Source organism: Bosea vaviloviae (genome assembly GCF_001741865.1).
Classification (GTDB): Bacteria; Pseudomonadota; Alphaproteobacteria; order Rhizobiales; family Beijerinckiaceae; genus Allobosea; species Allobosea vaviloviae.
Genome location: NZ_CP017147.1, coordinates 1,024,329 through 1,036,022 on the forward strand (window position 1 = coordinate 1,024,329; position 11,694 = coordinate 1,036,022).

14 protein-coding genes are annotated in these 11,694 nt (G+C 66.9%); 6 read left to right on the forward strand and 8 right to left on the reverse strand.

The window, feature by feature from the left end; all coding sequences use genetic code 11:
* Positions 1–3: 3 nt before the first annotated feature.
* The 7 genes from tsaB to hslV form a co-directional block, all read right to left on the reverse strand.
* Complete coding sequence (tsaB, locus tag BHK69_RS04830) at positions 4–735, reverse strand: tRNA (adenosine(37)-N6)-threonylcarbamoyltransferase complex dimerization subunit type 1 TsaB (RefSeq protein WP_342029745.1); 732 nt, start codon at positions 733–735, stop codon at positions 4–6.
* A gap of 89 nt (positions 736–824) precedes the next feature.
* Positions 825–1,385 carry a NifU family protein gene (locus BHK69_RS04835; RefSeq protein WP_069689120.1) on the reverse strand — a complete coding sequence of 187 codons (561 nt, stop codon included), beginning with the start codon at positions 1,383–1,385 and terminating at the stop codon, positions 825–827.
* 134 nt (positions 1,386–1,519) lie between these two features.
* Complete coding sequence (locus BHK69_RS04840) at positions 1,520–2,014, reverse strand: universal stress protein (protein ID WP_069689121.1); 495 nt, start codon at positions 2,012–2,014, stop codon at positions 1,520–1,522.
* 201 nt (positions 2,015–2,215) lie between these two features.
* Entirely contained in the window at positions 2,216–3,262 is a 1,047-nt protein-coding gene (gene trpS, locus BHK69_RS04845; protein WP_069693377.1) for a tryptophan--tRNA ligase, read from the reverse strand.
* 47 nt (positions 3,263–3,309) lie between these two features.
* Positions 3,310–4,893, reverse strand: coding sequence for a murein biosynthesis integral membrane protein MurJ (gene murJ, locus BHK69_RS04850; protein WP_069689122.1), 1,584 nt, complete (start codon positions 4,891–4,893; stop codon positions 3,310–3,312).
* A complete protein-coding gene (gene hslU, locus BHK69_RS04855) occupies positions 4,893–6,203 on the reverse strand; it encodes an ATP-dependent protease ATPase subunit HslU (protein ID WP_069689123.1) in 1,311 nt (436 codons plus the stop codon). Before hslU ends, murJ begins: the two co-directional genes overlap by 1 nt.
* Positions 6,204–6,225: 22 nt before the next feature.
* Positions 6,226–6,795 carry an ATP-dependent protease subunit HslV gene (gene hslV, locus BHK69_RS04860; RefSeq protein ID WP_069689124.1) on the reverse strand — a complete coding sequence of 190 codons (570 nt, stop codon included), beginning with the start codon at positions 6,793–6,795 and terminating at the stop codon, positions 6,226–6,228.
* Between the two features lie 303 nt (positions 6,796–7,098).
* Between hslV and hisB the strand changes: the two genes are divergently transcribed.
* The 4 genes from hisB to hisA are packed head-to-tail and all read left to right on the forward strand — an operon-like array spanning position 7,099 to position 9,578.
* Positions 7,099–7,686: an imidazoleglycerol-phosphate dehydratase HisB gene (gene hisB, locus BHK69_RS04865; protein WP_069689125.1), complete on the forward strand. Its 588-nt coding sequence runs from the start codon at positions 7,099–7,101 to the stop codon at positions 7,684–7,686.
* Positions 7,687–7,696: 10 nt separating this feature from the next.
* Positions 7,697–8,182: a DUF2628 domain-containing protein gene (locus BHK69_RS04870; protein WP_069689126.1), complete on the forward strand. Its 486-nt coding sequence runs from the start codon at positions 7,697–7,699 to the stop codon at positions 8,180–8,182.
* Entirely contained in the window at positions 8,179–8,835 is a 657-nt protein-coding gene (gene hisH / locus BHK69_RS04875; protein ID WP_069689127.1) for an imidazole glycerol phosphate synthase subunit HisH, read from the forward strand. The genes BHK69_RS04870 and hisH overlap by 4 nt, the downstream gene beginning before the upstream one ends.
* Positions 8,823–9,578: a 1-(5-phosphoribosyl)-5-[(5-phosphoribosylamino)methylideneamino]imidazole-4-carboxamide isomerase gene (gene hisA / locus BHK69_RS04880; protein ID WP_148663320.1), complete on the forward strand. Its 756-nt coding sequence runs from the start codon at positions 8,823–8,825 to the stop codon at positions 9,576–9,578. The genes hisH and hisA overlap by 13 nt, the downstream gene beginning before the upstream one ends.
* Positions 9,579–9,605: 27 nt before the next feature.
* On the opposite strand, the gene BHK69_RS04885 is transcribed toward hisA, so the two are convergent.
* Positions 9,606–10,397: a transporter substrate-binding domain-containing protein gene (locus BHK69_RS04885; RefSeq protein WP_069689128.1), complete on the reverse strand. Its 792-nt coding sequence runs from the start codon at positions 10,395–10,397 to the stop codon at positions 9,606–9,608.
* A 155-nt stretch (positions 10,398–10,552) separates the two neighbouring features.
* Between BHK69_RS04885 and hisF the strand changes: the two genes are divergently transcribed.
* Complete coding sequence (gene hisF, locus BHK69_RS04890) at positions 10,553–11,317, forward strand: imidazole glycerol phosphate synthase subunit HisF (protein WP_069689129.1); 765 nt, start codon at positions 10,553–10,555, stop codon at positions 11,315–11,317.
* A gap of 4 nt (positions 11,318–11,321) precedes the next feature.
* Positions 11,322–11,642: a phosphoribosyl-ATP diphosphatase gene (locus tag BHK69_RS04895; RefSeq protein ID WP_069689130.1), complete on the forward strand. Its 321-nt coding sequence runs from the start codon at positions 11,322–11,324 to the stop codon at positions 11,640–11,642.
* Positions 11,643–11,694: the final 52 nt, after the last annotated feature.

Here is an 11,694-nt window from a genome sequence, read left to right on the forward strand (position 1 = left end):
GATTCAGCGCCGCGGCAGCCGGGCGCGATCCTGCGGCGTCGTTTCAGGCGCCTTGAGGTAGAGCGGGCGCGGCGGTGCATCCTGCGGATCGGCGATCATTCCGAGCCGCGCGACCCAGGTCACGTCGGGCGCCCTGCTCTCGTCGAGCACCAAGGCATCGAGCCCGATGGCCCAGGCCTCGTTGGCGACCGCCATCGCGGCCGAGCCGACCAGGCTGACGGGCCCCGCCCCGATGGCGCGGGCGGCGTCGCGGTGGTTGACCTGACGCAGCGAGACCAATGGCTTGCCTTGCGAACTCAGAGCCTGGAACCAGACCTGGCCGTGTTTGGCATCGAGTGCGGCTGCGATCACCCGCCCGGATTCGCGCCCGATCAAGGGGGCTGCGGTCGCGGCCAGCGTGGTGACGCCAATCGCCGGGATGCCGGCCGCGAGCGCGATGGCGCGGGCTGCGCTGATGCCGACACGCAGGCCGGTATAGCTGCCCGGACCGACGGTGACGGCGACGCGGTCGAGCGAGGCGAAGCCGCCCTCGACCGCCTTCATGACGCGCTCGACCAGCGGCATCAGCGCCTCGGCATGGCCGCGCTCCATCGCGATTTGCTCGATCGCCAGCGGCTCAGCCTGGCCGGCTTCCAGCACGCAGGCGGAACAGGCGCCGAGCGCAGTGTCGATCGCGAGGATGCGCATCGGTGTCTTGCCAGGCCCGTCTTCAAAAGTGGCGAAACGCGCCGCCATCCCGAATCTGCGCTTCGCTACGCTCGGGATGACGGCGCGGATTGATTTGCCAACAAAGCCAAAATGGCGTGCGGATCAAGCCGAAACCGTCAAACCGCCTCGACCTCGCGCACATCCGGCAGGAAGTGGCGCAGCAGGTTCTGGATGCCGTGCTTCAGCGTCGCGGTCGAGGAGGGGCAGCCCGAGCAGGAGCCCTTCATGGCGAGATAGACCGTGCCGTCCTTGAAACCGCGGAAGGTGATGTCGCCGCCATCGCCGGCCACGGCCGGGCGAATCCGGGTCTCGAGCAGATCCTTGATCGTCTCGACCGTCTTGGCGTCCTCGGGTGCGAAGAACTCGCCCTCTTCGATCACATCCGCTTCCGAGCCGTTCGCGAGCACCGGCGCGCCCGACATGAAATGCTCCATGATCGCACCTAGGATGGCGGGCTTGAGATGGGGCCATTCGCCGTCGGATTTGGTCACGGTGATGAAATCGGAGCCGAGGAAGACGCCGGAGACGCCGTTCACGCCGAACAGGCGCTGGGCCAGCGGTGAGCGCTCGGCTTGCTCGGAATCACGCAGTTCGAGCGTTCCGTCCGGCATCACGGTGCGGCCGGGCAGGAATTTCAGCGTGGCGGGATTGGGTGTTGCTTCGGTCTGGATGAACATGGCTAACCTCCGGCGCCGGCGGGTCAAGGCCGCCGTTCCTGCTCCCGATATAGGCCCGGCGTTGGAATCATTCCAGCAGGAAGCGCGCTCTTCGTCATGGTCGGGCTCGTCCCGGCCATCCACGCCTTCCCTCGTCACGCCAGCGCGTCGATCTCCTCATCCTCCAGAAAGCCCGGCACGATGGCGACCGGGATCGGGAAGGTGCCGGCGGATTTGCCGGCGAGCGCGCTGACGAGAGGGCCCGGGCCGTCGCGCCCGGTGCCGGCGGCGAGCACGAGCAGGGAGATGTCCTCGTCCGCTTCGATCAGCTTGACCACCTCGTCGGCCTTCACGCCGGTGCGCACGACCTTTTCGGGCTCGAGTCCGGCGAGCGTCCGCACGGCGTTCGCCGCCGCGTCGATCAGCGCCTCGGCCTGCGCCTCGGCTTCGGCCTGCATCACCTCGCCGACGCCGAGCCATGTCTCGTGCTCGGGCGGCGTGACCACGCCGAGCAGCACGATCGAGGCGCCGACGCGGGCGCAGCGCCGCGCCGCGAAGCGCACCGCCTTGGCGCATTCCGCGCTGTCGTCGACCACCGCGAGGAATTTCGGGCGATGGCCCGCTTCATAGGACCGTCGTCGCTTGACCATTGGGATGACCTGTCGCCGCTTCGAGAATTGGGACGCCTCGGATCGTTGCGATCCAAGGCGTGTGACCGGCTCTCACTCAAAACAGAGGCGGACGATTCACGCTTCGGGATGTGTCGTCCCGAACCGATCGCGCGCCAGGAGCCGGCATGGTGAACCGCGCCGCAGCGTCAGCGCAAGCCCACCGAGGTTGCAGCGGAAAACTCAGCGCCGCACGAAGCCGATTATGTCCTTGACGTCGGCCAGGATCGGCGCGGCGATGGCTTGCGCGCGCTCCGCCCCATTGCCGAGAATCGCGTCGATATGGGCGGGTTCGGCGAGCAGACGGCGCATTTCGCCGGCGATGGGCGCGAGCTTGGCGACGGCGAGATCGACCAGCGCCGCCTTGAAGCCGGAGAACTGCCCGCCGCCGAACTGGCTCAGCACCTGCGCCTTGGTGACGCCTTCGAGCCCGGCATAGATGCCGACGAGGTTCTCGGCCTCGGGCCGGCCTTCCAGCCCCTTTTCCTCGGAGGGCAGCGCTTCCGCATCGGTCTTGGCCTTGCGCACCTTCTGGGCGATGGTCTCGGCATCGTCGGTCAGGTTGATCCGCGAATAGTCGGACGGATCGGATTTCGACATCTTCTTGGTGCCGTCGCGCAGGCTCATCACGCGCGGCGCCGGGCCCTGCGTCATCGGTTCGGGCAGCGGGAAGAAGCCGAGATCGCCAGTGCCGAGATTCCGCTCCGCGATCTCAGTCGCGAAGTCGTTGTTGAACTTCTGGGCGATGTCGCGTGTCAGCTCGAGATGCTGCTTCTGGTCCTCGCCGACGGGCACATGCGTGGCCTTGTAGAGCAGGATGTCGGCCGCCATCAGGCTCGGATAGGCGTAAAGACCGAGCGAGGCGTTCTCGCGATCCTTGCCGGCCTTCTCCTTGAACTGGGTCATGCGGTTCATCCAGCCCAGCCGCGCGACGCAATTGCAGATCCAGGCGAGCTCGGCATGGCCGGAGACCTGGCTCTGGTTGAAGATGATGCTTTTCTTGGTGTCGATGCCGGCCGCGACATAAGCCGCGGTGACCTCGCGGATCGCCCGCTTCAGATCGGCGGGGTCCTGCCACATGGTGATCGCGTGCATGTCGACGACGCAATAGATGCATTCATGCGTCTGCTGCATCGCGACCCAGTTGGTCAGCGCGCCCAAATAATTGCCGAGATGCAGCGTCGAAGTCGGCTGCATGCCCGAGAAGACGCGCTGGTGAAAGGTCGCCATCGGGCGCTCCGTGATCACGAACGAGGAAAAGGAGGGGGGCTTCTGGCTCATGCCCGCCGCTTGCGCAAGTAGCGCGGCAAGGGGAAGGCGCCAAAGGCGCCCAGCAGCCAGCCGACAGCGCCATAGGCGAGAGCTCCCCCAGTGCACAGAGCCAGCAGCGCCACGACCCGCCAGGGCGTCGATTGCGGCGGCGCCAGCCTGGCGGCGAGCAGCGAGGAGAGAACCAGCAGAACGCCCAGCATGATGGCGCTGGCCGCGAGGCTGGCGACGATGGGACGCAGATTTGCAATGCTGGGGCGCCAGATTCCGTCACGCAGCAGCGCAATGCCAAGCAGCATTGCCTGCGTCAGGAAAGCCAGGCTCGCCGCGCAGGCCGCCATCTGGGCGGCGTTGCCGTCTCCGGCCAACGCATAGCCGCCCAGCGCCGCGACGAGGACGGCGAGACACCCCGCCAGCAGGGGCAGGCGTGGCGTCTGGCGGGCGAAATAGACCTGTCCGAAGACTTTCGCGATGACGGCGAAGGGCAGGCCGAGCGCAAAGCCCGCGAGCGCGGCGGCGGTGCGGGCGCGATCCTCGGCGCCGAAGCGGCCATGCTCGAACAGCACGGAGACGATCGGTTCCGCCAACACGAAAAGCGCGAGCGCCGCCGGCAGCGCCAGCGCGAGGCCCAGCGCCAGCGCCTGTCCGAGCCGGGCGTCCGGCCCGCTCGTCTTCGCCGAATCGGCCATTTCGGACAAGACGACGGTGCCCATCGCCACGCCGACGAAGCCGAGCGGCAGCTGAAAGACACGGTCGGCATAATATAGCGCGGCGACCGAGCCCGGCTCGGCGGAGGCGATCTGCGTCGCCACCAGCAGCACGAGCTGCGCGGTCGAGGCCGCCAGCAAGGTCGCGCCGCCGGTCGCGACCAGCCGTGCCATCTCAGGCGACCAGCGCAGGCTCGGGCGCGCAAGCCCCATCTTGCGCAGGGCGAACAGGATCAGGCCGAGATGGGCGAGCCCGGTCAGGCTGACCAAGGCAGCTTGCGACTGCGCCGCAAGCTCGGCCTCCAGGCCGCGCCCCAGCGAGACCATGAGGAAGCCGACCAGAAGCGCGTTCATCAGCGCGGGCGCGAGCGCGGCCAGCGTGAAGCGCTTCTCCGCGTTGAGCACGGCCGCCAGCATGGCGGCCAGCGTCGTCAGCAGCAGGAAAGGCAGCATCAGCCTGGTGTAATGCGCGGCGAGCGCCAGCGTCTGCGGCTCCTCCGCGAAGCCGCCGGCCAGGCCCAGCACGACCCAGGGCGCAAAGATTTCGCCGAGCACGACCAGGCCAAGCAACAGCAGGCCGAGATGTCCGACCGCCTCACCGGTGAACCGCCTGGCCGCCGCCCCGCCGCGCTCCGCCTTGATGGCGAGGTAGAGCGGCACGAAGGGCGCGTTCAACCCGCCTTCGCCGAGCACGCGCCGCACCAGATTGGGCAGGCGCAGCGCGGCGAGAAAGGCGTCAGCCACCGGGCCTGCGCCCAATAACCTTGCGATCAGCACGTCGCGGGCGAAGCCGAGCAGGCGCGACAGGATCGTCGCCGTGCCGACGACCGCGGAATCGCGGGCGAGGCGGGATGATTCCGGCGCGTCCTCCGCCGGCTTCTGCATCAGAGGATGAACCGGCTCAAATCGGCGTTCTTCGCGAGATCGCCGATGCGCGCCTCGACATAGGCTCCGTCGATCGTGACCGTGTCGCCGGAGCGGTCGGGCGCGGTGAAGGAAATCTCGTCGAGAATGCGCTCGATCACGGTCTGCAGCCGCCGCGCGCCGATGTTCTCGACCGTCGAATTCACATCCACCGCGATGCGCGCGATCGCGTCGATCGCGTCCGGCGTGAAGGTCACCGTCACCTCCTCGGTCGCCATCAGCGCCACCGTCTGCTTGATCAGGCTCGCTTCCGTCTCGGTCAGGATGCGCTTGAAATCCTCGACGTCGAGCGGGTGCAGTTCGACTCGGATCGGCAGGCGGCCCTGCAATTCCGGCAAGAGGTCGGAGGGTCGCGAGACGTGGAAGGCGCCCGACGCGATGAACAGGATGTGGTCGCTCTTCACCGCACCGTGCTTGGTCGCGACCGTCGTGCCCTCGATCAGCGGCAGGAGGTCGCGCTGCACGCCCTCGCGCGAAACGTCGGCCCCGCTTTTGCCCTCGCGGGAGCAGATCTTGTCGATCTCGTCGAGGAAGACGATGCCGTTGTTCTCGACCTCGCGGATCGCGGCCTGGACGATCGCCTCCTGGTCGATCAGCTTGTCGCTCTCCTCGGTCAGGAGCGGGCCATAGGCGTCCTTGACCAGCACGCGCCTCGGCTTGCCCTTCTGGCCGAAGGCCTTTCCGAACATGTCGCTGAGATTGATCGCGCCGATCGAGGCGCCGGGCATGCCGGGAAGCTCGAACATCGGCGCGGCCGAGCTGCCGCCCGATGCGATCTCGACCTCGATTTCCTTCTCGTCGAGCTCGTTGGCGCGCAGCTTGCGGCGGAAGCTGTCGCGGGTCGCGGGGCTCGCGGTCGAGCCGACCAGCGCGTCGAGCACGCGCTCCTCGGCGGCGATATGGGCTTTTGCCTGCACGTCCTTGCGCCGGCTCTCGCGCACCAGCCCGATCGCGACCTCGACGAGATCGCGCACGATCGATTCGACATCGCGGCCGACATAGCCGACCTCGGTGAACTTGGTCGCCTCGACCTTGAGGAAGGGCGCGCCGGCGAGCTTGGCGAGGCGACGCGCGATCTCGGTCTTGCCGCAGCCGGTCGGCCCGATCATCAGGATGTTCTTGGGAGAAACCTCCTCGCGCAGCGGTCCTTCGAGCTGCTGCCGGCGCCAGCGATTGCGCAGCGCGATGGCGACAGCGCGCTTGGCGTCATTCTGGCCGACGATGAAACGGTCGAGTTCGGAGACGATCTCGCGGGGAGAGAAGGAGGTCATTTGCTGTCCGTAAATCAGGCCGTCAGACGGCGTCCAGCGTCTCGATGACGAGGCTGTGGTTGGTGTAGACGCAGATGTCGCCGGCGATCTTCATCGCCTTGCGCACGATCGTCTCGGCATCCGATTCGATATCGATCAGCGCGCGCGCAGCCGAGAGCGCATAATTGCCGCCGGAGCCGATCGCCATCACCGAGCCATGCTCGCTCGTCTCCGGTTCCAGCACGTCGCCGGTGCCCGAGATCAGGAGCGAGACCTCCTTGTCGGCGACGAGCAGCATCGCCTCCAGCCGGCGCAGATAGCGGTCGGTGCGCCAGTCCTTGGCGAGCTCGACGCAGGCGCGCAGCAATTGGGTCGGGTATTGCTCGAGCTTTGTCTCCAATCGCTCGAACAGCGTGAAGGCGTCGGCCGTGGCTCCCGCGAAGCCCGCGATCACCGCGCCCTTGGCGAGGCGGCGCACTTTTTTTGCATTGCCCTTCATGATGGTCTGGCCGAGCGAGACCTGGCCGTCGCCGCCGATCACGACCTTGCCGCCCTTGCGGACCATCAGGATGGTGGTGGCGTGCATCACGGGGGCGTTGCTGGTTTCTGACATTGCGATTTTGCTTCGGCTTTTGACAATTGGGTGTCGCCAACATGTTCAGGCTGGAGCCCGGTATCAAGAGCAAGCGAGCGAAACGCTGAACCGGCAGCGACCAGATGAGCCCCTTCCGTCATGGTGGGGCTCGTCCCGACTATCCACGTCTTTCCCGTCGAGGTCGGTGTTCAAGACGTGGATGCTCGCCACAAGGGCGAGCATGACGGCCGGTGCTCCGATCGCGATGGCCTTCGCCGTGCCCGCCTGCTAAAGCGGGCGAAATTCCGCAAACGCGAAATTCCACAAACAACAGAGGCCGGCATGCGTTCTGGCGAAGTGAAGCGCCGCACCAATGAGACCGACATCGCGGTCAAGCTCGTGCTCGACGGCACCGGCAAGGCCGAGATTGCGACCGGCGTCGGCTTCTTCGACCATATGCTCGACCTGTTCGCCCGCCATTCGCTGATCGACACCAGCATCACCGTGAAGGGCGACACCCATATCGACGATCACCATTCGGTCGAGGATGCCGGCATCGCATTGGGCGAGGCGCTTCGCCAAGCGCTCGGCGACAAGAAGGGCATCCGCCGCTATGCCGACGTGCATCTGCCGATGGACGAGACGCTGACCCGCGTCGCGGTCGACGTCTCCGGCCGGCCGTTCCTCGTCTTCCGCACGCTTTTCAAGGCGGAGAAGATCGGCAGCTTCGACACCGAATTGGTGCGCGAGTTCTTCCAGGCTTTCGCGATGAATGCCGGCATCACACTGCATGTCGAGACGCTCTATGGCGACAACGCCCATCATATCGCCGAGAGCTGCTTCAAGGGCCTGGCGCGCGCCTTGCGGCAGGCGCTCGAGGTCGATCCGCGCGAGGGCGGCCGCGTGCCCTCGACCAAGGGCGCTCTCTGAGGAGACGACGATGGCGTTCTATACCGTGATGATCCCGCCGCCGGGCTCCGGCGGTCCGCGCGAGGAGATCGAGCAGGCGCGCCTGCTGCCGGAGACGTTTACCTGGTCGGCCTTCGTGCTGGGCGGGTTCTGGCTGCTGTTCAACCGGCTCTGGCTGGCGACCGTCGTTTTCGCGCTTATCTGGGGCGCGCTGTTCTATGTGCAGAGCCGCTTCGGCCTCAGCACCGGTGCGTTGCTCCTGGCGCATTGGGCGCTGGCGCTGTTTCTTGGTTTCGAGGGCCAGAACCTGATCGCCCGCAAGCTCGCGCGCCAGGGCTGGCGGCTGGCCGATGTCGTCGAGGCGCGGGGACTGCCCGAGGCCGAGCGGCGCTATTTCGAGCGTGCCCTGGCCGGCGAGGTCGTGCCGCCGCGCGCGGCCCCGGTTGCACCCGCACGCCCGCAGCCCGCAGCCTCGCTGCCGATCATCGGCCTGTTCCCGGAGGCGCGGGGCCGATGAGCCAGCTCGTCACCATCATCGACTACGGCTCGGGCAATCTGCACTCGGCCGCCAAGGCTTTCGAGCGTGCGGCGAGCGAGGCCGGCATTGCCTCGACCATCCGCGTCACCAGCGACACCGCCGAGGTGCGCCGGGCCGATCGCATCGTGCTGCCTGGTGTCGGCGCCTTCGCCGATTGCCGGCGCGGGCTCGATGCCGTGCCGGGCATGGTCGAGACCCTCGATGAGGTCGTCCGCCGGAAGCAGCGGCCTTTCCTGGGCATCTGCGTCGGCATGCAGCTTCTGGCCTCGCGCGGGCTCGAATACACCGTGACGCAGGGCCTTGGCTGGATTCCAGGCGATGTCGCACTGATCGTGCCCGATGATGACAGCCTCAAGATCCCGCATATGGGCTGGAACACCCTGCACAAGCAGGACGAGCATGCGCTGCTCGACGGCATCGAGACCGGGCCGGAAGGGCTGCACGCCTATTTCGTGCACTCTTATGCGCTGACGCCCACGCGGTCTGAGGATGTGCTGGCGCTGACCGAGCATGGCGGCCCCGTCACCGCGATGGTGGCGCGTGGCAATGTCGCCGGCACGCAGTTCCACCCCGAGAAGAGCCAGAAGCTCGGCTTGAAGCTGATCGCCAATTTCCTCAGGTGGACGCCGTGATTCTGTTTCCCGCCATCGATCTCAAGGATGGCCAGTGCGTCCGCCTCAAACAGGGCGACATGGGCCAGGCCACCGTCTTCAATGACGATCCGGCTGCTCAAGCAGCCGCCTTCGAGGCCCAGGGCTTCCACTGGCTGCATGTGGTGGATCTCGACGGCGCCTTCGCGGGCAAGCCGATGAATGCGGCGGCTGTCGAGGCGATCCTCGCCCGCGTCGCCTTCCCGGTGCAGCTCGGCGGTGGCATCCGCGACATGGCGACTGTCGAGGGCTGGCTGAGGAAGGGCGTGCGCCGTGTCATCATCGGCACGGCCGCGGTGCGCGATCCCGGCTTCGTCAAAGCGGCGGCAAAGGCCTTTCCGGGCCAGGTCGCGGTCGGCATCGATGCGCGCGACGGCTATGTCGCAGTCGAAGGCTGGGCCGAAACCTCGGCGCTGGCGGCGGATGATCTCGGCCGCCGCTTCGAGGATGCCGGCGTCGCGGCGATCGTCTACACCGACATCGCCCGCGACGGCATGCTCCAGGGCATCAATTGGGACGGCACCATCGCGCTGGCGAAGGCCTTGACGATCCCCGTCATCGCCTCGGGCGGGCTTGCCTCCATGGCCGACATCGAGCGGCTCTGTGCGCCCGATGCGGCAATCCTGGAGGGCGCGATTACGGGCCGGGCGCTCTATGACGGGCGGATCGACCCGAGCGCTGCGCTGGCGCGGGTGGCGAAGGCCGGAAGCGAGGCGGCGGCCTGAGCCGCCGACTGCTGCCGGTTTGATCCCTCACTTCACGAACTGGTTGTAGATCCCGGCGAATTCGCCTGTCGCCTTGGCCAGATGCAGCCATTGGTCGACGAAGGCCTTGAAGGTCGCGTCGCCGCGCGGGAGCATGTAGCCCATCTCGCCATATTGCAGCGGCTCGTCGGGATTGACAGCGCATAAGCCGGGCTTGGCCTTCTCCTGGACCTTGGTCTCGATCGATTCCGAGATCATCAGATCGGCCCGGCCGGCCAGGATCTCGTCGAAGATGGTGACATTGTCCGGGTAGACGCGGATGTCGGCCTTCTTGAAGTTCGCCCGCACGAAACGCTCATTGGTGCCGCCGGGATTGACCACGACACGGGTCTCCGGCTTGTCGATGTCGGCGATTGTCTGGAACTTCGCCTTGTCGGCGCAGCGCACGATCGGCGCCTTGCCGTTGATGAGGTAAGGCGCGGAGAAGAAGACCTTCTTCTGTCGGTCGAGCGTCACCGAAATGCCGCCCATGGCGACGTCGCATTTTCCCGCCCCCATATCGGTCAGGAGATCGGACCATTTCGTCTGGACGAACTTGGCCTCGACGCCGAGCGCCTTGGCGAGCGATTTCGCCAGCTCGATGTCGATGCCCTCATAGCTGCCGTCCTTGGCGAGGGTGAACGGCTTGTAGTCGCCGGTGGTGCAGACCTGCAGCGCGCCGCGGCTCTGGATGCCGTCGAGCTGGCTCGCCGGGGCCTGGGCGAGCGCAGCTGCGCTCAGGCCGAGCCCGGCAGCGAGGCCAAGCCCGACAGTGAGGCACTTGAATACCGTCGTGATCATCGTGGAAACCCCTCGGTTTTTGCTTATGGCGAGCAGGAGAGCAGGGAACGCGCCACCGATCAATCCGGGCCCCCTGCGGGCTGTGTTTGCGTGCCGGGCGGCCGCGGCGCTATATGCGCTCGATTATCCGATTTCGCCTTGACCCAGCAGCACTGATGACCCTGAAAACCCGCATCATCCCCTGCCTCGACGTCAAGGACGGCCGCGTCGTCAAGGGCGTGAAGTTTCTCGATCTCGTCGACGCCGGCGATCCGGTCGAAGCCGCCAAGGCCTATGACGCGGCGGGCGCCGATGAGCTCTGTTTTCTCGACATCACGGCGAGCCATGAGGATCGCGGCATCCTGTTCGATGTCGTCACCCGCACGGCCGAGGCCTGCTTCATGCCGCTGACGGTGGGCGGCGGCGTGCGCAAGGTCGAGGATATCCGGGCGCTGCTGCTGGCGGGGGCCGACAAGGTCTCGATCAACACGGCGGCCGTGACCAATCGCGGTTTCGTCAAGGAGGCGGCGGAAAAGTTCGGCGGCCAATGCGTCGTCGTCGCCATCGACGCCAAGCAGGTTTCGCCCGGCCGCTGGGAGATCTTCACCCATGGCGGGCGCAACGCCACGGGGCTCGAGGCCGTCGCCTTCGCCCGCGAGGTCGTCTCGCTCGGCGCCGGCGAACTGCTCGTCACCTCGATGGACCGCGACGGCACCAAATCGGGCTATGACCTCGGCCTGACCGAGCGCATCGCCGATGCCGTCTCGGTTCCCGTGATCGCCTCGGGCGGCGTCGGCGATCTCGACGATCTCGTGGCGGGCGTGCGGGATGGCCATGCCAGCGCGGTGCTCGCGGCCTCGATCTTCCATTTCGGCACCTACACGATCCAGCAGGCCAAGGACCACATGGCGGCGGCGGGCCTGGCGATGCGGCTGGATTGAGCTGATGAGCGCTTTCACCCTCGCGGACCTCGAACGCATCATCGCCGAGCGCGCGAAAGCCTCGCCCGAGGAATCCTGGACGGCGAAGCTCATCGCGGCGGGGCCTGAACGCGCTGCAAAAAAGCTCGGAGAGGAGGCGGTGGAGGCCGTCATCGCCGCCGTGAAGGGCGATCGCGACGAGCTGATCGCCGAAAGCGCCGATCTGCTCTATCATCTGTTAGTCGTGCTTTTGTCACGCGATGTTGCATTGCGGGACGTGTTGAGCCAGCTTGAGGCCCGCACGGTGCGCTCCGGTCTGGCGGAGAAGGCCGCGCGGTCCCGTTGAGAAGCCGAGGCTAGTCCTGCGTTGAACCTCGAAGCCTGGAATGCGGGTCGCC